20 protein-coding genes are annotated in these 20,027 nt (G+C 75.6%); all 20 read left to right on the top strand.

The annotated features are described in order from the left end of the window. Window positions 1–28: 28 nt before the first annotated feature. The 20 genes from hisD (at window position 29) to EDJALFJO_RS24400 (ending at window position 20,010) form a co-directional block, all read left to right on the top strand. Window positions 29–1,402: a histidinol dehydrogenase gene (hisD, locus tag EDJALFJO_RS24495; RefSeq protein WP_088288933.1), complete on the top strand. Its 1,374-nt coding sequence runs from the start codon at window positions 29–31 to the stop codon at window positions 1,400–1,402. Window positions 1,403–1,425: 23 nt separating this feature from the next. Further along, complete coding sequence (locus tag EDJALFJO_RS24490) at window positions 1,426–2,181, top strand: hypothetical protein (RefSeq protein WP_088288932.1); 756 nt, start codon at window positions 1,426–1,428, stop codon at window positions 2,179–2,181. Further along, on the top strand, window positions 2,178–2,960 hold the full coding sequence (locus tag EDJALFJO_RS24485; RefSeq protein ID WP_088288931.1) for a heavy metal-binding domain-containing protein: 783 nt from the start codon (window positions 2,178–2,180) through the stop codon (window positions 2,958–2,960). Before EDJALFJO_RS24490 ends, EDJALFJO_RS24485 begins: the two co-directional genes overlap by 4 nt. Next, on the top strand, window positions 2,957–3,820 hold the full coding sequence (locus tag EDJALFJO_RS24480; protein ID WP_088288930.1) for a hypothetical protein: 864 nt from the start codon (window positions 2,957–2,959) through the stop codon (window positions 3,818–3,820). The genes EDJALFJO_RS24485 and EDJALFJO_RS24480 overlap by 4 nt, the downstream gene beginning before the upstream one ends. A gap of 66 nt (window positions 3,821–3,886) precedes the next feature. Then, window positions 3,887–5,011 carry a histidinol-phosphate transaminase gene (locus EDJALFJO_RS24475; RefSeq protein WP_088288929.1) on the top strand — a complete coding sequence of 375 codons (1,125 nt, stop codon included), beginning with the start codon at window positions 3,887–3,889 and terminating at the stop codon, window positions 5,009–5,011. Next, a complete protein-coding gene (gene hisB / locus EDJALFJO_RS24470; protein WP_088288928.1) occupies window positions 5,008–5,634 on the top strand; it encodes an imidazoleglycerol-phosphate dehydratase HisB in 627 nt (208 codons plus the stop codon). The genes EDJALFJO_RS24475 and hisB overlap by 4 nt, the downstream gene beginning before the upstream one ends. Window positions 5,635–5,662: 28 nt before the next feature. Next, complete coding sequence (gene hisH / locus EDJALFJO_RS24465) at window positions 5,663–6,310, top strand: imidazole glycerol phosphate synthase subunit HisH (RefSeq protein ID WP_088288927.1); 648 nt, start codon at window positions 5,663–5,665, stop codon at window positions 6,308–6,310. 25 nt (window positions 6,311–6,335) lie between these two features. Then, window positions 6,336–6,671, top strand: a complete 336-nt coding sequence (locus EDJALFJO_RS24460) for a hypothetical protein (RefSeq protein ID WP_088288926.1) — start codon at window positions 6,336–6,338, stop codon at window positions 6,669–6,671. 53 nt (window positions 6,672–6,724) lie between these two features. Then, window positions 6,725–7,123 carry a hypothetical protein gene (locus EDJALFJO_RS24455; protein ID WP_088288925.1) on the top strand — a complete coding sequence of 133 codons (399 nt, stop codon included), beginning with the start codon at window positions 6,725–6,727 and terminating at the stop codon, window positions 7,121–7,123. Further along, window positions 7,120–7,857, top strand: coding sequence for a bifunctional 1-(5-phosphoribosyl)-5-((5-phosphoribosylamino)methylideneamino)imidazole-4-carboxamide isomerase/phosphoribosylanthranilate isomerase PriA (gene priA / locus EDJALFJO_RS24450; RefSeq protein ID WP_088288924.1), 738 nt, complete (start codon window positions 7,120–7,122; stop codon window positions 7,855–7,857). The genes EDJALFJO_RS24455 and priA overlap by 4 nt, the downstream gene beginning before the upstream one ends. Beyond that, window positions 7,854–8,612 carry an SseB family protein gene (locus tag EDJALFJO_RS24445; RefSeq protein ID WP_088288923.1) on the top strand — a complete coding sequence of 253 codons (759 nt, stop codon included), beginning with the start codon at window positions 7,854–7,856 and terminating at the stop codon, window positions 8,610–8,612. The genes priA and EDJALFJO_RS24445 overlap by 4 nt, the downstream gene beginning before the upstream one ends. Before the next feature lie 149 nt (window positions 8,613–8,761). Continuing rightward, window positions 8,762–10,489 carry a bifunctional UDP-sugar hydrolase/5'-nucleotidase gene (locus EDJALFJO_RS24440; RefSeq protein ID WP_088288922.1) on the top strand — a complete coding sequence of 576 codons (1,728 nt, stop codon included), beginning with the start codon at window positions 8,762–8,764 and terminating at the stop codon, window positions 10,487–10,489. 202 nt (window positions 10,490–10,691) lie between these two features. After that, window positions 10,692–11,927 (top strand): MFS transporter, encoded by a 1,236-nt coding sequence (locus EDJALFJO_RS24435; protein WP_088288921.1) that lies wholly within the window; start codon window positions 10,692–10,694, stop codon window positions 11,925–11,927. Between the two features lie 248 nt (window positions 11,928–12,175). Next, complete coding sequence (gene infC / locus EDJALFJO_RS24430) at window positions 12,176–12,835, top strand: translation initiation factor IF-3 (RefSeq protein ID WP_088288920.1); 660 nt, start codon at window positions 12,176–12,178, stop codon at window positions 12,833–12,835. A gap of 142 nt (window positions 12,836–12,977) precedes the next feature. Beyond that, window positions 12,978–13,172, top strand: coding sequence for a 50S ribosomal protein L35 (rpmI, locus tag EDJALFJO_RS24425; RefSeq protein ID WP_088288919.1), 195 nt, complete (start codon window positions 12,978–12,980; stop codon window positions 13,170–13,172). Window positions 13,173–13,283: 111 nt separating this feature from the next. Further along, window positions 13,284–13,667 (top strand): 50S ribosomal protein L20, encoded by a 384-nt coding sequence (gene rplT, locus EDJALFJO_RS24420; RefSeq protein ID WP_088288918.1) that lies wholly within the window; start codon window positions 13,284–13,286, stop codon window positions 13,665–13,667. Between the two features lie 109 nt (window positions 13,668–13,776). Further along, complete coding sequence (locus EDJALFJO_RS24415) at window positions 13,777–14,646, top strand: RNA methyltransferase (protein ID WP_088288974.1); 870 nt, start codon at window positions 13,777–13,779, stop codon at window positions 14,644–14,646. 580 nt (window positions 14,647–15,226) lie between these two features. Continuing rightward, the gene (gene pheS, locus EDJALFJO_RS24410; protein ID WP_088288917.1) at window positions 15,227–16,321 is read left to right on the top strand and encodes a phenylalanine--tRNA ligase subunit alpha; all 1,095 of its coding nucleotides are present in this window, start codon (window positions 15,227–15,229) and stop codon (window positions 16,319–16,321) included. Continuing rightward, on the top strand, window positions 16,321–18,855 hold the full coding sequence (gene pheT / locus EDJALFJO_RS24405) for a phenylalanine--tRNA ligase subunit beta (protein ID WP_198950602.1): 2,535 nt from the start codon (window positions 16,321–16,323) through the stop codon (window positions 18,853–18,855). Before pheS ends, pheT begins: the two co-directional genes overlap by 1 nt. A gap of 63 nt (window positions 18,856–18,918) precedes the next feature. Continuing rightward, a complete protein-coding gene (locus tag EDJALFJO_RS24400; protein ID WP_088288915.1) occupies window positions 18,919–20,010 on the top strand; it encodes a CapA family protein in 1,092 nt (363 codons plus the stop codon). Window positions 20,011–20,027 lie beyond the last annotated feature (17 nt).

Here is a 20,027-nt window from a genome sequence, read left to right as displayed (position 1 = left end):
GCGCAGGCGCGCACCTAGAATCGAGCACGTGATACGCCGACTCGACCTGCGCGGTCAGACCCTGCGTGCCCGGGCCCTGCGGGGCGTCGTCCCGCGGGCGGACGTCGACGTCGAGCACGCCCTCGACACCGTCCGGCCGATCGTCGCCGAAGTCCGGGACCGGGGCGTCGCCGGGGTGCTCGACCTGTGCGAGAAGTTCGACGGCGTCCGGCCGGCGCAACTGCGCGTCCCCGCCGAGGCCCTCGCGCGGGCGCTCGACACGCTCGACCCCGCCGTCCGGGCGGCGCTCGAGGAGTCGATCCTGCGGGCCCGCCGCGTGCACCGCGAGCAGCGCCGCGAGGACCACGCGACCCAGGTCGTGCCGGGCGGCGTCGTCACCGAGCGCTGGGTCCCCGTCGGCCGGGTCGGGCTCTACGTGCCCGGCGGGCGTGCCGTCTACCCGAGCAGCGTCGTCATGAACGTCGTGCCCGCCCAGGAGGCCGGCGTCGAGTCGCTCGCCGTCGCGAGCCCGCCGCAGCGGGACAACCCGACCGCCTTCGAGGGGCTGCCGCACCCGACGATCCTCGCGGCGTGCGCGCTGCTCGGCGTCGAGGAGGTCTGGGCGGTCGGCGGTGCACAGGCGGTGGCGATGTTCGCCTACGGCCTCGCCGACCCGGACGCCGACCCGGACGCCGACCCGGCCGACGGCGTGCCCGCGCTGCTCTGCGAGCCCGTCGACCTCGTCACCGGGCCGGGCAACATCTACGTCACGGCGGCCAAGCGGCTGCTCAAGGGCCTCATCGGGATCGACGCGGAGGCCGGCCCGACGGAGATCGCGATCCTCGCCGACGACACGGCCGACGCCCGGCACGTCGCCGCCGACCTCATCAGCCAGGCCGAGCACGACCCGATGGCCGCAGCCGTCCTCGTCACCGACTCCGAGGCGCTCGCGGCCGCCGTCGAGGCCGAGCTCGAGGAGCAGGTCGCCCGTACCAAGCACAGCGAGCGGGTCACGACGGCGCTGTCCGGCCCGCAGTCCGGCATCGTCCTCGTCGACGACGTCGACGCCGGCCTCGAGGTCGTCGACGCGTACGCCGCCGAGCACCTCGAGGTGCACACCCGGGACGCCGGCTCGGTCGCGGCGCGGGTGAAGAACGCCGGCGCGATCTTCGTCGGCGCCTACGCCCCGGTGAGCCTCGGCGACTACTGCGCCGGGTCGAACCACGTGCTGCCGACCGGCGGCTGCTCGTGCCACTCCAGCGGCCTGTCGGTGCAGTCGTTCCTGCGCGGGATCCACGTCGTCTCGTACGACGAGGGCGCGCTGCGCGACGTCGCGCACCACGTCGTGACCCTGGCGAACGCCGAGGACCTGCCCGCGCACGGCCAGGCCGTCGAGGCCCGCTTCCCGGACGGCATCGGCTGACCGGCCTCGACGCCGAGCGGTCCGTGACCGCCCGGGTCGCCGTCCCTGCCGGGGTGCCCGCCCGCTGCCCCGCGGACGACGGCCGGCCCGCGCGGCTCGGCCGGCGGCCCCGGATGGTGCTCACCGAGGTCGACCGCGACCTCGACGAGACGCCGCCGGCCTGGGCGGCCATCGCGGTCGCCCGCCGCCGCGCGCTCCGCGACCTGCGGCGCACCGGGAAAGCGTTCGGCGCCGACGGCGTCGTCGGCGTGACCTTCGAGCCGGACGGCGACCACGTCGTCGGCACCGGGGTCACGGTCCGGCGCCGGCGCGTCCCGGTGACCGGCCTCACCGACGAGGTGTTCACGACGCACCTGTCCCTCGACGCCGCCGACCTCGCGGTGGAGGCCGGGCTGGCGCCGCGCCGCGTCGTCCTCAGCGCCTGCCGCGCGGCGCTCCACGACCCCACGGACGCCTGGCCGGAGCCCGCGTTCCCGGAGCCCGGCGAGGAGCCGTCGCTCGGCCGTCTCGTCGGTGCCGTCCACGACCTCGCCGCGGAGGTCTGGTGGGCGGCCGGGCGGCGGCGCGGCCCGAGCACGGTCCTCGTCGGCGAGGTCGAGGTCCGCTCCGGGCTCGAGCCGTGCAGCGGCGCCGACGGCCGGCACGACGCGGCCGTCGTCCTGCTCGCGACGGCGACCGTGCTCGCCGGTGCGGTCGACCGGTCGCCGGCCGCGAAGGACGTCGCACGCGGGCTCGGGCGGTTCGTCGTCCCGGTCGCCGCCGGGGCGGGGGCCTGGTGAGCCGCGCCCCGAAGAGCGCCGCGTTCGTCGCGGCGCTCGGCGTCGACGACCTGCTGCTCGCCGGGCTGCTCGGGCTGCGACCGGTGGGCGTCGTCCTCGGGCACAGCCTGCACGCGGCCGACCGCGTCGAGCCGGCCGCTCTCACCGCCGCGCAGCAGGCGGCGGACGACGCCGGCCCGCCCGGCGAGGACGTCGTGCGGACGACGGCCCTGGAGTCGGCGTGGGCGCTGGGCATGGCGCGGCTGCTCGCCCAGGCCGAGGACCTCGGGGCGGACGGCGTCCTCGGCATCGAGCTCACGGTGGCCACGGTCGAGCGCGGCACCCGGGTCGCGGTGACCGCGCACGGCACGGCCGTCCGCACGGCCGACGACTTCGACGGCAGCTGGCGGACCGACAGCACCGCGCCGTTCACGACCACGCTGTCCGGCCGGGACGTCTGGCTCCTCGCGAAGACGGGCTACCGGCCGCTCGGCATCGCCTTCGGTGCCTCGACCGGCCCGGTCGCGGACCCGGGCGACCTCACGGCGGACGGCGAGCACGCGACGGCGACGCAGGCGCTCTACGACGCCCGCGACCGCGCCCTCGCCCGGGTGCGCGCCGAGGCCGCCGCCCTCGACGCGGACGGCGTCGTGGCGCTGCGGTTCGACGGCGTCCCGCCGCCGCCCGGCGCGCAGGACGTCCGGGTCGTCGCCTGGGGGACGGCGGTCCGCCGGCTCACCGACCACACCCCGCCGGGGGATCCCGAGATCGTCCTGCCGCTGCTCGGAGGCCGCCCGTGACCGTCGACGACAGCGGTGCGCCGCAGGCGGCGACCGCCGCGCCGGACGACGAGGCCGACCTCGCCGCGACCGTGCTGCGGCTCGTCGAGGAGCTCGAGACCCGGCTGCCGCCGGCCGTCGTCCGGGTCGAGCGCGACCCGGGCGTCGGCGACCGGCTCGCCGGCCGGCCCGGCCCGGTGACCGCGGTGGTCGTCGACACCGGCGCGGGCCGCCTCCTCGTCCTCGACGCCGGCCCGCGCGGCTTCGCGTGCACGAGCGCGACACGGGTCGGCGGGGTCGTCGTGGCCCGCCGGCGGCTGCGGCTCAGCGCCTGGCTCGCCCGGCTCGACGCGTTCCTCGCCGCCCGCGAGGAGGAGACCGCGATCGCCGAGGCCGCCGCCCAGCGGGTCCTCGTGACCCTCGGCTCCGCCGAACCCTCGGACGCCCTCACCGTGCACGCCGACGCCCTCGACGAGGACCTCGCCGACCTGCCCGCGCACGTCGAGGGCCGGGTCCCCGCGGACGTCGTCGACGCCGTCCGGCGGATCTGCGCCGAGCTCCGCGAGACCCACGAGCGGCTGCCGGCCGGTGCCGCGCACGGTCACCTCGTGCACCGGGTCGCGACCGACTACCTGCCGACGACCCTGCGGATCTACCTCGAGCTGCCGCAGGCGTGGGCCCAGGAGTACTCCGGCTTCGGCGGCCGGACGGCGCTCGACATCCTCCGTGAGCAGCTCGACATCCTCGAGATCGGTGTCCGCGAGCTGCACCGCGCCGTCCTCGAGGACGACGGTGAGCGGCTCCTCGCGAACGGCGCCTTCCTCGCCGACCGGTTCGGGAACGCCGACTCCGACCTGCACCTGCCGGACCACACGGACTGAGCGCACCGGTCGAGGGCCGCCGACACGCCGTCCGGGCGCGGGCGCCCCGCTCGGTAGACTCGGCCGGTGCCTCCCACCACCTCTGCGGACTCCGCCGCGGACACCCTCGCGCGCCTCCCGCTGCGGGACGACCTGCGCGGCAGGACGCCCTACGGCGCCCCGCAGCTCGCCGTCCCGACCCGGCTGAACACCAACGAGAACAGCTACGACGTGCCCGTCGAGGTCGTCGCGGCGGTCGTGGACGCCGTCCGCAAGGAGGCCGTCCACCTCAACCGGTACCCGGACCGCGAGTTCACCGCCCTGCGCGAGGACCTCGCGATCTACCTCGGGCACGACGTGACGCCCGCGCAGGTGTGGGCGGGCAACGGCAGCAACGAGGTGCTCCAGCACGTCGTCCAGGCCTTCGGCGGCCCCGGCCGGACGGCGCTCGGCTTCACGCCGTCCTACTCGATGCACCCGATCATCTCGACCGGCACCGGCACGGCCTGGGTCGACGGGCTGCGCGGGGCGCCGTCCGGCGTCTTCGACCTCACCGCCGAGCACGCCGCGGCGCAGGTCGAGGAGCACGACCCGGACGTCGTCTTCCTCTGCTCCCCGAACAACCCGACCGGCACCTCGGTCGGCCTGGACGTCGTCGAGGCCGTCTACGAGCGCAGCCGCGGGATCGTCGTCGTCGACGAGGCGTACGTCGAGTTCTCCCGGCCCGGGACGCCGAGCGCCCTGACCCTGCTGCCCGGCCGCGAGCGCCTCGTCGTCTCCCGGACGATGAGCAAGGCCTTCGCACTCGCCGGCGCCCGGCTCGGCTACCTGGCCGCCGACCCCGCGGTGTGCGACGCGTTCCGGCTCGTCCGGCTGCCGTACCACCTGTCCGCGCTCACCCAGGCGGCCGCCCGCGCCGCGCTGTGGCACGCCGACGTCCTGCTCTCGACCGTCGAGGCGATCAAGGAGCAGCGCGACCGGATCGTCGCGACGCTGCCGTCGTTCGGCCTGCTGCCCGTCGCGAGCGACGCGAACTTCGTGCTCTTCGGCGGGCTGGACGACGAGAAGAGGGTCTGGCGGGCGCTGCTGGAGTACGGCGTCCTCGTCCGTGACGTCGGGATCGCGCACCACCTGCGGGTCACCGCCGGCACCCCCGACGAGACGACCACGTTCCTCGACGCCCTCGAGTCGGTCATGGAGGCCAGCCGATGACCACCCCCGCCACCAGCCCGGGCCCCCGCACCGCCCGCGTCGAACGCGCGACGAAGGAGAGCAAGGTCCTCGTCGAGCTCGACCTCGACGGCACCGGCCGCGCGAGCGTCAGCACCGGCGTCGGGTTCTACGACCACATGCTCACGAGCCTGGCCAAGCACGCCCTGCTCGACCTCACGGTCTCGGCGGACGGCGACACGGACGTCGACGCGCACCACACCGTCGAGGACGTCGCCATCGTCCTCGGCCAGGCGCTGCGCGAGGCGCTCGGCGACAAGGCCGGCATCCGCCGCTTCGGGGACGCCCTCGTGCCGCTCGACGAGTGCCTCGTCCAGGCCGCCGTCGACGTGTCGGGCCGGCCCTACTGCGTGCACGACGGCGAGCCCGAGGGCCAGCAGTACGTCGTCATCGGCGGCTCGTTCGTCGGGTCCCTGACCCGGCACGTCTTCGAGACGCTCGCGCTGACCGCCGGGATCGCGCTCCACGTCCGGGTGCTGTCCGGCCGCGACCCGCACCACATCGTCGAGGCCCAGTTCAAGGCCGTCGCCCGCGCGCTCCGCGCGGCCGTCGAGGCCGACCCCCGGGCCGAGGGGATCATCCCCAGCACCAAGGGCACGCTGTGACAGGCACCGCCGCGCGCGGGGAGACCCGTTGACCCGCAAGGCGAAGGTCGTCGTCCTCGACTACGGCTCGGGCAACGTCCGGTCCGCCGTCCGGGCGCTCATGCGGGTCGGCGCCGACGTCGAGCTCACCGCCGACCGGGCCCGCGCCGAGGGCTGCGACGGGCTCGTCGTCCCCGGCGTCGGCGCCTTCGCCGCCGTCGCCGAGCAGCTCCGCGCGGTCCGCGGCGACGTCATCGTCGACCGGCGCCTCGCCGGCGGCCGCCCGGTGCTCGGCATCTGCGTCGGTCACCAGGTGATGTTCGAGCGGTCGACCGAGCACGGGCAGGAGCACGTCGAGGGCCTGGGGGAGTGGCCCGGCGTCGTCGAGCGACTGCCCGCCGAGGTCGTGCCGCACATGGGCTGGAACACCGTCCAGCCGCCGCCGGGCACCGTGCTCTTCGCGGGCGTCGAGCACGAGCGGTTCTACTTCGTGCACTCGTTCGCCGTGCAGCGCTGGGAGTTCGTCGAGCGCCAGGGCGAGCACCGGCAGCGACCCCCGGCGGTGACGTGGGCCGACCACGGCGCCCGGTTCGTCGCGGCGGTCGAGAACGGCGTCCTCAACGCGACCCAGTTCCACCCGGAGAAGTCCGGGGACGCCGGGGCGCACCTGCTCGAGAACTGGGTCGCGACGCTGTGACCGCCGGCGGGCCGGCGGGCGGCCGGTGAGCAAGGAACGCGCGAAGCGGCGCGCCGAGCGGCAGGCCGCCGCCGCGGTGGAGCGCGAGCGGCGGGCCCGGGCCCAGGCCCGAGCCGCCCGGCGCCGGTCCCTCGGCGCGCTCGTCACGGCGCCGTTCAGCCGCCGCGACGAGCCGAAGAGCGCGCTGCAGCGGCAGCGCCGCCGGCAGAACGGCGTCCTCGCCGCGGCACTCGTCGCGCTGAACGCCGTCCTCTGGCTGCTCGAGCCGTCGTGGGTGTGGCGCAGCGCCACCGTCGTCGGCTCGCTGCTCGCCTGGCCGGTGCTCGCCGTCCTCGCGTTCGACCGCCGCGCGAGCCGCTGACCGCGGTCCGGACGCGACGCCGGCCGCCGCGACCCGTGCGCTAGCGTCGGCGCGTGGCCACCCGACGCCGAGCGAGCACCCGGACGAGCAGCAGCACCCGCCGCCGGACGACGCGCCGCCGGACGACGGCCCGCGGCACGAGCCGCACCCGCAGCACGACGACCCGCCGCCGCAAGGGCACCGCGACGTCGTTCGGGAGCGCGGCCGGTCTCCTGCTCGTCTGGGTGCTCGTCCAGGGCCCGTGGTGGCTGAAGATCCTCACCGTCGTCCTCGCCGTCGCGGCGTTCGCCGGGTACGTCCTCGTGACCCGACGGGGCGCCGACGACGCGGACGACGGCGCCGACGACACGGCGGACGCCCCGGACGACGCCACGGCGGCCCCGCAGACCGACGCACCACCCTCGGACGCACCACCCTCGGACGCACCACCCTCGGAAGGGAACCCCGCGTGAGCACCGCCCCCGTCCTCGAGCTCCTGCCCGCCGTCGACGTCGCCGACGGCCAGGCCGTCCGCCTCGTCCAGGGCGAGGCCGGCAGCGAGACCTCCTACGGCGACCCGCTCGACGCCGCGCTCGCGTGGCAGTCCGCGGGGGCGGAGTGGATCCACCTCGTCGACCTCGACGCCGCCTTCGGCCGCGGCTCGAACCGCGAGCTGCTCGCCCGGGTCGTCGCCGCGCTCGACGTCCGGGTCGAGATGAGCGGCGGGATCCGGGACGACGAGAGCCTCGCCGCGGCGATGGCGACCGGGTGCGCCCGGGTCAACCTCGGCACGGCCGCCCTCGAGGACCCGGCCTGGACCCGCAAGGCCATCGCCGAGTACGGCGACCGGGTCGCCGTCGGCCTCGACGTCCGCGGCACGACGCTGGCGGCCCGCGGCTGGACCAAGGAGGGCGGCGACCTCTGGGAGACCCTCGCCCGCCTCGACGAGGACGGCTGCGCCCGCTACGTCGTCACCGACGTCACCAAGGACGGCACGCTCCGCGGCCCGAACATCGACCTGCTCCGCGAGGTCGCCGCCCGCACCGACCGTCCGGTCGTCGCGAGCGGCGGCATCGCCGACCTCGCCGACCTCGAGGCGCTCCGGGCGCTCGTCCCGGCCGGTGTCGAGGGCGCGATCGTCGGGAAGGCGCTCTACGCCGGGGCGTTCACGCTGGAGCAGGCGCTCGACGTCGCCGGCCGGCGATGACCGACCCGGCCCTCGAGCCGGGCGGCACGACCGACTCCTCCGGCGTCCCGTGGCAGGGCCGCACGCTGAACCCGCAGCCGTTCACCGGCGACGAGGGCGGCCCGGACGCCGCGCTCGCCGCGGCGCTCGCGGGCCACGCCGCGGGGGAGCGGACGGCGGCCGACGTCGTCGCGGCCCTCGCCCCGGCCCGGGTCCTCGTCGCGGTCGTCGCCGTCCTCGGCGAGGACCACCCCGTCGTCGGCGGCCTGCGCGCCGACAAGGGCGCCGACATGGCGCTGGTCACCCTGACCGGCCCGGACGGCGTCCGCGGGCTGCCCGTCTTCACCTCGACGGCGGCGCTCGCCGCCTGGGACGCCGGCGCCCGGCCGGTCCCCGTCGAGAGCGCCCGGGCGGCACTGTCCGCGGTCGCGGAGGGCTGCGACCGGATGCTCGTCGACCTCGCCGGGCCGCACCCGTTCGTCGTCCGGCGGCCCGCCGTCTGGGCCCTCGGCCAGGGCCGGCACTGGGTGCCGTCCCCGGAGGACCCCGTCGTCGCCGCCGCGGTCGAGCGGGCGACGGCCGGCCTGACCGGGATCGTCGGCGTCCGCTGCGAGCCGGGGGCCGCGGCGGAGCTCAAGGTCGTCCTCGGCGTCCGCGCAGGGCTCGACCGGGCCGCGCTCGACGACCTGGTCCGGGTCGTCGGCACGGCGCTGGGTCGCGAGGAGGACGTCGCCGACCGCGTCGACTCGATGGAGCTCGTCGTCCTGCCCGCGTAACCCGTGACCTGCGTCGCACCCGGTGACACGGGGGTGCGGACCTGGTAGACAGCGATCACTGCGCACGACCGGACGGGCCTTGAGGGGGGCTCGGACGTCAGGCACGCGCGCGTCCACCCGCACGCAGCCCGACGACCCGGAGGTCGCTCATGCGCCGAACACGTCCTCGTCATGCCCGCCTCATCGCCTTCGGCCTCGCCTCGGCCGCGGCGCTGCTCGGCACCGTGGGGATCCCCGCCGCCACCGCCGCGGACGCCCCCGTGACGATCCAGGTGCTCAACGTCTCGGACTGGCACGGCCAGATCGTCCCGCTGACGGTCGGCACGGCCCAGGTCGGCGGGGCCGCGACCCTCGCCGGCTACTTCAACGCCCACCGGGCGGAGAACCGCAACACCCTCACCCTCACCTCCGGGGACGCCGTCGGAGCGACCCCGCCGATCTCCTCGTTCTTCGCCGACGAGCCGACGATCCGCGCCATGCGGCTCATGGGCTTCGACGCCGACACGCTCGGCAACCACAACTTCGACGCGGGTCTGGGCCGGCTCCAGAGCCAGATCGACCTCGCCCGCACCGACGCCCCGACGGTCCCCGGCAAGCGGGTGCGCTACCTGTCCGCGAACCTCAAGAACCTCGACGCCAACCTCGACGAGGTCGAGAAGTTCCGGATCTTCAAGGTGGGCGGCGTCAAGGTCGCGGTCATCGGGCTGACGAACCCGGAGGCGCCCACCCTGGTGTTCCCGGGGAACTTCGGCACCATCGAGATCACCGACCCGGTCGCCGCGGCGAACAGGCAGCGCGCGATCGCACGCAAGGCCGGCGCCCAGGTCGTCATCGGTCTCATCCACGCCGGCGTGACCGGCCAGGACGCGACCGGCCAGGCGTTCGGGCCGCTCGTCGAGTTCGCCCGCGGGGTGACCGGCTTCGACCTGATCCTCGGCGACCACACCGACATCCAGTACAGCGGGACCGTCAACGGTGCCCTCGTCACGGAGAACCGGAGCAAGGGCCTGACGTACAGCCGGGTCAACCTCACCGTCGACAAGCGGCGCGGCGTCACGGCGAAGGCGGTCGACTTCTTCACCCCGGTCAGCACCGGCACGACCCCGGACCCGGCCGTCGCCGCGCTCGTCGACTCCTACAGCGCCCAGGTGACCCCGATCCTCGGGACCGTCATCGGCAGCGCGAACCGGGAGATCCTCCGCACGGACTCGTGCGGGACCGGGAACGGCCGGACCTGCGAGTCGCTCGTCGGCAACGTCACGACCGACGCCATGCGCGCCCGGTACGGCACCGACTTCGCCATCACGAACTCCGGCGGTCTGCGCGACCGGCTCACCTGCCCCGCCACCGGCGGCGGCAGCGGGCTGTGCCCTGTGGCCGGCCCGGTGCTCAACCAGATCACCCGCGGCCAGGTGCTCGCCGTCCTGCCGTTCGGCAACGTCGCCACGACGACGAGCATCGACGGCGCCGAGCTGAAGACGTTCCTCGAGAACGGCGTCAGCCGGATGCCCGCCATCGACGGCCGCTTCCCCCAGGTGTCGGGGCTGTGCTTCACGTACGACATCCAGGCGGCCGCGGGCTCGCGGGTCACCTCGGCCGTCCGGCAGGCCGCGGACGGCGCGTGCACCGGGGCGGCCGTGGACCTCACCGCGGCCACGTCCTACACGCTCGCCGAGAACGACTTCATGGCATCCGGCGGTGACGGCTACCCGGTCGTCACGAGCCGGTCCGTGAGCCGCGAGATCCTCGACCAGGTCCTCGCGGACGCCGTGACGGCGACCTCGCCGCTCACCCCGTCGATCCAGGGCCGGATCGTCTGCACCGACTCCGACCCGGCGACCGGATCGGCCTGCCCGGTCCAGACCCAGACGTCCTGACCCCGGACGCCCACGGTCCACGCACGAGGGCCGCTCCCCGCACGGGGAGCGGCCCTCGTCGCGTCCGGCGCCCCGGGAGGTCGGTGCCGGGCACCGCACCAGCAGAGCACAGCCGCCGGGCCGGGCCAACGCAGCCGCCCCGGCCCGTCCGAGGGCCGATATCGGCAGGCAAGTTGTCGGACGATCCTGCAACCATGGGGCAGTGGCCCTCGCTCCCTACCGTGCCGTGCTGTCCGTCCCCGGTGTCCTGCGCCTGCTCCTGTTCGGGGTGCTGGCGCGGGTCCCGCAGACGGCGGCCGGCATCGTGCTGTCGCTGCACGTCGTCGGCCCGCTCGGCCGCGGCTGGGCGGCGGCCGGGCTCGTCGGGACGGCGTCCACGGTCGGGATGGCGATCGGCTCGCCGTGGCGCGGGCGCGCCGTCGACACCCAGGGGCTGCGCCGGGCGCTCGTGCCGTCGGTCGTCGCGTCGGCGCTCGTCTGGGGCACCGCCCCGTTCGTCGGCTACCGGCTGCTGCTCGCGCTCGCGATCGTCGGCGGCGTGCTGAGCCTGCCGATCTTCACGGTCATGCGGCAGTCGCTCGCCGTCATGGTGCCGGCCGGGAGCCGCCGGTCGGCGATGGCGCTGGACTCGGTCGGCGTCGAGCTGTCCTTCATGGCCGGCCCCGCGCTCGGCGTGCTGCTCGCGACCCAGCTGTCGACGTCCGCCGCGATCCTGTCCGTCGGCGGCTGCATCGTCGTCTCCGGGCTCGCGCTCATCGCGTTCGACCCGCCGACCCGCAGCGCTGACGGCGTGGCCGCCGAGGTCGCCGCCGAGGAACAGGCCGCGGCCGTCGGGCTGGTCCCGGCCGCCGTGCCCGTGCCCGCCCGGGGCCGGCTGACGAGCCCGGCGATGCTCGCCGTCCTCGGTGCGACGGCGGCCGCGACCGTCGTGCTCGCCGGCACCGACGTGTCGGTCGTCGCCCACCTGCGGGCGGACAGCGCGCTCGCCCTCACCGGCCTGATCTTCGCCGCGTGGGGGATCGGGTCGATCGTCGGCGGCCTCGTCTACGGCACCCTGCACCGGCCGGTGTCGCCGCTGCTGCTGCTGCTCGGGCTGGGCGTGCTGAGCATCCCGGTCGGTCTCGCGCCGTCGCCGTGGCTCCTCGCGCTGACGATGCTGCCTGCGGCGGCGCTGTGCGCACCGGTCATCACCTCGACGTCCGAGGCGATCGTCCGGCTCGTGCCGGAGGCGGTGCGCGGCGAGGCGATGGGCTGGCACGGGTCGGCGCTCCAGGTCGGCAGCGCGGTCGGCGCCCCGCTCGCCGGCGTCGCCATCGACGCGCACGGCGCCTGGGCCGGGTTCGCCGCGGTCGGGGCGGCGGGCGTCGTCCTCGCCCTCGCCGGGCTGGGAATCCTGCGGCTGCGCCGGTCCCGGGCGGCGGCGCTCGTCCCGGCCTGACGGCCGGTTCGGACCCTGCCCCCGGGTGCTGGTAGTCTGTGCGACTGACCGACCAGGTCTAGGCCTGGTACGCAAGTGGAGTCTCTCCCACCTGTCACCGCAGCACCGAAGCGGTCCGGGTTCCGGTCCAGGCCACTCCTTCGGGAGGGGTCGCCCTGCCGTGGTCGGCAGGGCCGAGTCACGGCGTCGCTGCCGTGGCCGTGGTCCTCGAGGCTCCCTGCGCGTCCGCGTCCGGGAGCCTTTCTCGTGTGCGGTGGTCCCACCGACGTGAGAAGGAGCACCACATCAGCGAGCCGAGGATCAACGACCGTATCCGTGTCCCCGAGGTGCGGCTGGTCGGCCCCAACGGGGAACAGGTCGGGATCGTCCGCATCGAGCAGGCGCTGCAGCTGGCCCAGGAGGCCGACCTCGACCTCGTCGAGGTTGCCCCGCAGGCGCGCCCGCCGGTCTGCAAGCTCATGGACTTCGGCAAGTTCAAGTACGAGTCGGACATGAAGGCGCGTGAGGCCCGGCGCAACCAGGCCAACACCGTCCTCAAGGAGATCCGGCTCCGGCTCAAGATCGACCCGCACGACTACGGCACGAAGAAGGGCCACGTCGAGCGGTTCCTCCGGGCCGGCGACAAGGTCAAGGTCATGATCATGTTCCGTGGCCGTGAGCAGTCCCGCCCCGAGATGGGCGAGCGGCTCCTGCAGCGGATGGCGGCGGACGTCGCCGAGCTCGGGTTCGTCGAGAGCTCGCCGACCCGGGACGGCCGCAACATGGTCATGGTGATCGGGCCGCACAAGAAGAAGGCCGAGGCCAAGGCCGAGATGCGGGCGCGCAAGACCGAGGACCGTGCCGAGGGCCACCAGGGCGCCGAGGACCACGTCGCGGACGTCACGGTCACCGAGTCCGCCGAGGCCTGAGCCCGGCGGCCGGCGGCCACCGAAGCAGCACCACGCACCAGAAGAAGTACCGAGCACCACTGCACCATCGAGCCGTGCGCCGAGCGCGGCCCGACCGGACGAGGGCGCCCCTGGGGTGCCCGGACGAGGGAGTACGGCAGCCATGCCGAAGATGAAGACGCACAGCGGCGCGAAGAAGCGCTTCCGGGTCACCGGGAAGGGCAAGGTCATGCGCGAGCAGGCCAACCGCCGCCACCTGTTCGAGGGCAAGGCGTCCAAGCGGACGCGGCGCCTCGCCCAGGACGTCGCGCTGGCCCCGGCCAACGCCAAGGGCATCAAGCGCCTCCTCGGCCTGTGAGCCGCCCGGGCGTGGCCGCGACCTCAGCGGCCACCGCCCGACGCGCCGACACCTGCCCTCAGCAGCCTTCCCCGCTGCAGCACTGCAGCTGACGTACCAAGGAGAATCGACGTGGCACGCGTCAAGCGGGCGGTCAACGCCCAGAAGAAGCGCCGGGAGACCCTCGAGCTCGCGAGCGGCTACCGGGGCCAGCGGTCCCGGCTCTACCGCAAGGCCAAGGAGCAGGTCACCCACTCCCTCGGCTACGCCTACCGCGACCGCCGCGCCCGCAAGGGCGACTTCCGCCGGCTCTGGATCCAGCGCGTCAACGCCGCTGCGCGCCAGAACGGCATGACCTACAACCGCTTCATCCAGGGCCTCAAGGCCGCGGGTGTCGAGGTCGACCGCCGCATGCTCGCCGAGCTCGCGGTCAACGACGCCGCGGCCTTCACCGTGCTCGTCGCGACGGCGAAGGCGGCCCTGCCGGCGACGCCGGCCGCCGAGCCCGCGGCCTGAGCACCGTCGTCGCGCGCCGTACGGCACAGCACTGAACAGCAGCAAGCACGTCCCGGAGCGCCCGGGGCCTGCGTCGCTCGCCAACCCCCGGTCCGACCGGGTGAAGGCGGTGCGCAGGCTCTCCGGGCGCTCCGCACGTGTGCGTGAGGGCCGGTTCGCCGTCGAGGGGCCGCAGGCCGTCCGGGAGGCGGTCGCCGGTCCCGGGGTCCTCGCGCTCTACGCGACGGACGACGCCGCCGACCGGCACACCGCGATCCTCGACGCGGCCCGCGCCCGCGGCGTCGAGCCGGTCCCCGTCACCGACGAGGTGATGGCGGCGATGACGGAGACGGTGACGCCGCAGGGCCTGCTCGCCGTCTGCCGGCTCGTCGACGTCCCGCTCGCGGACGTCGTCGCCCGCGCACCGCGGCTCGTCGCCGTCCTCGCGCACGTCCGCGACCCCGGCAACGCCGGCACGGTGATCCGCGCCGCGGACGCCGCCGGCGCCGACGCCGTCGTCCTCACCGACGCCAGCGTCGACGTGCACAACCCCAAGTGCGTCCGGTCGACCGCCGGCAGCCTGTTCCACCTCCCTGTTGTCACCGGCGTCCCGCTCGCCGACGCGGTCGCCGCCCTGCGCGCCGCCGGCCTGACCGTCTACGCGGCGGACGGCGCCGGGGACGTCGACCTCGACGCCCTCCTCGACGCCGCCGAGGACGCCCGCCGCTCCGGTGCCGCCGGCACCGGTACCGGTACCGACGCCGGTACCGACGCCGCCGCTCCCGCCGGCGCCGGCACAGAGGCCGCCGCTCCCGCCGGCCTCGCCGGCCCGGTGGCCTGGGTCTTCGGCAACGAGGCCTGGGGCCTGCCCGAGGCCGACCGCGCGCTCGCCGACGCCGTCGTCCGCGTCCCGGTCCACGGCCAGGCGGAGAGCCTCAACCTCGGCACCGCCGCGACGGTCTGCCTCTACGCGGCCGCCCGCGCCCACCGCCCGCTCTGACCGACCGTCCTCTGGCGGGTCCTGCACGCTTCACCGCCCGGGAAGAGTGCATATCCCTCCACAGGACGCGCACCCGCAGCACGGGGCCGAGACGTGCGTTTCCCGCGTCCGATGGTGACCGCGCGACCCGGGGGATACCGCCCAGGTTCGCGACGACGGGCGCGTCGATGGATGCGTCGATGGTTGTGCCCGCTCGCACGCTCGGACGTGCAGGAGGACCCGACCATCCACGCATTCATCGACGTCGTCGGGTCCTTGGCTCGCGCCGGGCCTCCTCTGGCGGGATATCGACACGACAACGTCCGGGAAGGGTGCGTATCCCTCCAGAGGACGGTGCCTCGTCGGTGAGTGGGCGTCCTCTGGCGGGTGATGGACGCGACAACGTCCGGGAAGGGTGCGTACCCCTCCAGAGGACGGTGGCCACGCAGCCCGCCACCCACTCCAGCCCGCCCCCATAACCCGTGCGCGAGCAGCCCCGCACATCTGGGAGACTCGGGGCAGCCGCCGCCGAGCCGTCGGTCCGGCCGGCGGACGCGGATGCGCGGCACCCGAAACCTGACTGACTGGACGACGACACCCCATGTCTGGACCCAACACGCAGTACGACCCGGTCGAGGTCGCGACGCTCGGCGACGCCGAGATCGAGCGCTTCGTCGCCGACGCGCTCTCCGCGATCGCCGCGGCCGGCAGCCTCGGCGAGCTCAAGCAGGCCCGGCTCGACCACGCCGGCGACCGCAGCCCGATCGCCCTCGCGAACCGCGAGATCGGCGCGCTGCCGCCCGCCGCGCGGGCCGACGCCGGCAAGCGGGTCGGGCAGGCCCGCGGGCGGGTCAACGCCGCGCTCGCGGCCCGGCAGACCGAGCTCGAGGCCGAGCGGGACGCGCGGGTCCTCGTCGAGGAGGCCGTCGACGTCACGCTGCCCGTCGAGCGCACGCCGCGCGGTGCCCGGCACCCGCTGCAGACCCTCGCCGAGCAGGTCGCGGATGTCTTCGTCGCGATGGGCTGGGAGGTCGCCGAGGGCCCGGAGCTCGAGGCCGAGTGGTTCAACTTCGACGCCCTGAACTTCGGCCCGGACCACCCGGCCCGGCAGATGCAGGACACCTTCTTCGTCGACCCGCCGAGCAGCGGCCTCGTCCTGCGCACGCACACGTCGCCGGTGCAGGCGCGCACGCTCCTCGAGCGCGGCGTCCCGGTGTACGTCTGCGTGCCGGGCAAGGTGTTCCGCACCGACGAGCTCGACGCGACGCACACGCCGGTCTTCCACCAGGTCGAGGGCCTCGCCGTCGACGAGGGCCTGACGATGGCGCACCTGCGCGGCACCCTGGACCACTTCGCCCGCGCGATGTTCGGGCCGGACGCCGTGACCCGCTGGCGGCCCTCGTTCTTCCCGTTCACCGAGCCGTCGGCAGAGTTCGACCTGCGCTGCTTCGTCTGCGCGGGCGCCGACACCGGCTGCCGCACCTGCGGCGGCACGGGCTGGATCGAGTGGGGCGGCTGCGGCATGGTCCACCCGAACGTCCTGGCCGCCTGCGGCGTCGACCCCGAGCGCTACCAGGGCTTCGCGTTCGGCATGGGCCTCGAGCGCACCCTGATGTTCCGGCACGGCATCGAGGACATGCGCGACATGGTCGAGGGCGACGTCCGCTTCAGCCTCCACTACGGAATGGGTCTGTGATGCGAGTTCCGCTTCCCTGGCTCGCGGAGTACGCCGCGCTGCCCGCGGGTGCCACCGGCGAGCAGGTCGCGGCCGACCTCGTGCGGGTCGGCCTCGAGGAGGAGGGCATCCACGGCGGCGGCGTCACCGGGCCGCTCGTCGTCGGCCGGGTCCTCGAGTTCGTCGACGAGCCGCAGAAGAACGGCAAGGTCATCCGCTGGTGCTCCCTCGACGTCGGTGACCTCAATATCGAGAACGCTGACGGCACCCGGAGCCCGCGCGGGATCGTCTGCGGCGCGCACAACTTCCTCGTCGGGGACAAGGTCGTCGTCGTCCTGCCCGGCGCCGTGCTGCCCGGCCCGTTCCCGATCGCCGCGCGCAAGACGTACGGCCACGTCTCCGACGGCATGATCTGCTCGGCCCGCGAGCTCGGGCTCGGCGACGACCACGACGGGATCATCCGGCTCGTCGAGATGGGCCTGGACGACGCCCCCGTCGGCACCGACGCGATCGCGCTGCTGGGCCTGGGCGAGGAGACCGTCGAGGTCAACGTCACACCCGACCGCGGCTACGCGCTGAGCGTCCGCGGCGTCGCCCGCGACTACGCGCTGAGCACCGGCGCCGCGTTCACCGACCCGGCCGCGGTCGACGTCCCGAAGCCGACGGACGACGGGTTCGAGGTCCGGCTCGCGGACGACGCCCCGATCCACGGTGTCCCCGGCTGCGACCGCTACGTCGCCCGGGTCGTCCGCGGCGTCGACCCGACCCGGCCGTCGCCGGCGTGGATGCAGCGCCGCCTCGAGCAGGCCGGCATGCGCCCGATCTCGCTCGCCGTCGACGTGACGAACTACGTCATGCTCGCGGTCGGCCAGCCGCTGCACGCCTTCGACCTCGACCGGCTCATCGCCCCCGTCGTCGTCCGGCGGGCCACGGCGGGGGAGAAGCTCACGACGCTGGACGACGTCGAGCGCACCCTCGACCCCGAGGACCTGCTCATCACCGACGACGGCGGCGCCCGCGTCCTGGCGCTCGCCGGCGTCATGGGCGGCGCGAGCAGCGAGGTCACGGACAGCACGACGAGCCTGCTCGTCGAGGCCGCGCACTTCGACCCGATCACCGTCGCCCGCACTGCACGCCGGCACAAGCTCTCCACCGAGGCGAGCCGGCGCTTCGAGCGCGGCGTCGACACCGACCTCGCCGACCGGGCCGCGGAGCTCGCGGTCCGGCTCCTCGTCGAGCACGGCGGCGGCGAGGCCGCCGCTGTGACGGACGTCGACGAGCGCGCCGCGGTGCCCGCGATCGAGCTGCCCGTGGGGCTTGCCGAGCGCGTCATCGGGGTGCCGCTGACCCGCGAGGACGTCGTCGCGCACCTCGAGCGCATCGACTGCCGGGTCGCCCCGGCCGGCGACGCGGCGCTCTCGGTGACGCCGCCGTCCTGGCGGCCCGACCTGCGCATCCCCGTCGACCTCGTCGAGGAGGTCGCGCGGCTCGTCGGCTACGACGTCATCCCGTCGGTGCTCCCGGTCGCCCCGGCCGGCCGCGGCCTCAGCCACAGCCAGACGGCACGCCGCTCGGTGTCCCGGGCGCTCGCCGAGCACGGGCTCGTCGAGGTGCTCACGTACCCGTTCGTCGCGCCGGAGGTGCACGACGCCTTCGGGCTCGACGCGGACGACGCCCGCCGCCGGGCCGTCCGGCTCGCGAACCCGCTCTCCGACGAGCAGCCCGAGATGCGCACGTCGCTGCTCGCGACGCTGCTCGACGCGCTGCGCCGCAACGTCGGCCGCGGCGCCACGGACGTCGCGCTCTTCGAGACCGGTCTCGTGACCCGGCCCGAGCGGCTCGACGCCGTCGCCCCGCAGCTGCCGGTCGGCGTCCTGCCGGCGGACGGCGACCTCGCGGCGCTGCAGGCCGCGGTGCCGCCGCAGCCACGCCGGGTGGCGGTCGTCATGGCCGGCAACCGGGTGCTGCCCGGCTGGTACGGCCCGGCCCGCCCCGCGGACTGGACCGACGCCCTCGACGCCGCCCTGCTCGTCGCCCGCACCCTCGGCGTCGACGCGACGGTCACCCAGGACGCCGGCCACGCGCCGTGGCACCCCGGCCGGTGCGCGCGCCTCGAGGTCGACGGCACCCTCGTCGGCCACGCGGGCGAGCTGCACCCCAAGGTCGTCTCGGCCCTGTCGCTGCCCGCCCGGACCGTCGCCGCGGAGGTCGACCTCGACGTGCTCGTCGCGGCGTCCGGCGAGCTGCGGCGCGCCGTCCCGGTACCGACGTTCCCGCTCGCGAAGGAGGACGTCGCGCTCGTCGTCGACGAGGCCGTCCCCGCCGAAGCCGTCGAGGCGGCGCTGCGCGCCGGCGCCGGCAGCCTGCTCGAGAGCGTCCGCCTCTTCGACGTCTACACCGGCCCCCAGGTCGGCGCGGGCAAGAAGTCGCTCGCCTTCGCGCTGCGGCTGCGGGCCCCGGACCGGACCCTGACGGCCGCCGAGGCGGCGGCCGCCCGGGACGCCGCCGTCGCCGAGGCCGGTGCGCGCACCGGGGCGGTGCTCCGGGGGGCCTGACCCGTCCGGCGTGTCACGCCGCGCGACGCGCGAACCGGACAGCGGGTACGTATCGTCCGGCGTATGGCGACGTACGGGGGACCGGCCCGCGGCCCGGTGCGGCCTGCGCGCAGGCGCGGCGTGCCGGTGCCGTACGTCCTGGCGCTGCTCGCCGCGTCCGCGGTCGTCGTCGTCGCGGTGGTCGGCGTCGTGCGGGCCGACGCCGGGCGACCGGACGCTGCGGCCGCACCGTCGACGAGCGCGGTGACGCTCGCGTTCGCGGGCGACGTCCACTTCGAGGGCTCGTCGGCCGCAGCGCTCGACGACGGGCTGGGCCAGGCCGCGCAGGTCCTGGCGGCGGCCGACCTCGCGGTCGTCAACCTCGAGGCGGCGGTGACGACCGGCGGCAACCGGCAGCCCAAGCAGTACGCCTTCCGCGCGCCGGCCCGGGCGTTCACGGCGCTCGCGGACGCCGGGGTCGACGCCGTGAGCATGGCGAACAACCACGGCATGGACTACGGCCGGGCCGGCCTCATCGACTCCCTCGCCGCGGCCCGCGCCGCGAAGGTCGCCGTCGTCGGTGCCGGCGCGGACGACGCCGCCGCGTTCGCCCCGCTGCGCCGCACCGTCCGGGGCGTCAAGGTGTCGGTCTTCGCCGCCACCGACGTCCTCGACTCCTTCGCCGTCACCTCGTGGCCGGCCGCGCCGCAGCGGCCCGGGCTGGCCGCGGTGAAGGACGCCGGGCTGGCCCGTCTCGCGGACGCCGTCCGGGCCGAGAAGGCCGGCGGCGCGGCCCGCCGGGCCGACGTCGTCGTCGTCATGACGCACTGGGGCGTCGAGCGGCGCACCTGCCCGACGACACGCCAGGAGGAGGTGGCCCGCGTCCTCGCGGAGGCGGGTGCCGACGCCGTCGTCGGCAGCCACGCGCACGTGCTCCAGCCGCAGACCACCGTCGGCAGCACGCTCGTCGCCTACGGACTGGGCAATTTCGTCTTCTACGCCAAGGGCGGGGCCGCCGTGCAGTCCGGCGTCCTCACCGTGACCGTCACCGGTGCCGGCGTGCGCGGCAGCACCTGGGCACCCGCCGTCATCCGCGCCGGCCGGCCCGTGCTGCTCACGGGGGCCGACAAGGCCGCCGCCGCGCGGGCGCAGGAGGAGCGCGGCACCGCCTGCTGACGGGCCTGCTGACGGGC

Source organism: Kineosporia sp. A_224 (genome assembly GCF_002198655.1).
In the GTDB taxonomy this organism is placed as follows: Bacteria; Actinomycetota; Actinomycetes; order Actinomycetales; family Kineosporiaceae; genus R-H-3.
This window is presented reverse-complemented; position numbering and strand designations above follow the sequence as displayed.

Excerpts from the sequence above, each read along its gene's own strand:
- hisB (WP_088288928.1), top strand. The coding sequence starts at position 5,008 with ATGACCACCCCCGCCACCAGCCCGGGCCCCCGCACCGCCCGCGTCGAA.
- EDJALFJO_RS24445 (WP_088288923.1), top strand. The coding sequence starts at position 7,854 with ATGACCGACCCGGCCCTCGAGCCGGGCGGCACGACCGACTCCTCCGGC.
- EDJALFJO_RS24440 (WP_088288922.1), top strand. The coding sequence starts at position 8,762 with ATGCGCCGAACACGTCCTCGTCATGCCCGCCTCATCGCCTTCGGCCTC.
- rpmI (WP_088288919.1), top strand. The coding sequence starts at position 12,978 with ATGCCGAAGATGAAGACGCACAGCGGCGCGAAGAAGCGCTTCCGGGTC.
- pheS (WP_088288917.1), top strand. The coding sequence starts at position 15,227 with ATGTCTGGACCCAACACGCAGTACGACCCGGTCGAGGTCGCGACGCTC.
- pheT (WP_198950602.1), top strand. The coding sequence starts at position 16,321 with ATGCGAGTTCCGCTTCCCTGGCTCGCGGAGTACGCCGCGCTGCCCGCG.
- EDJALFJO_RS24400 (WP_088288915.1), top strand. The coding sequence starts at position 18,919 with ATGGCGACGTACGGGGGACCGGCCCGCGGCCCGGTGCGGCCTGCGCGC.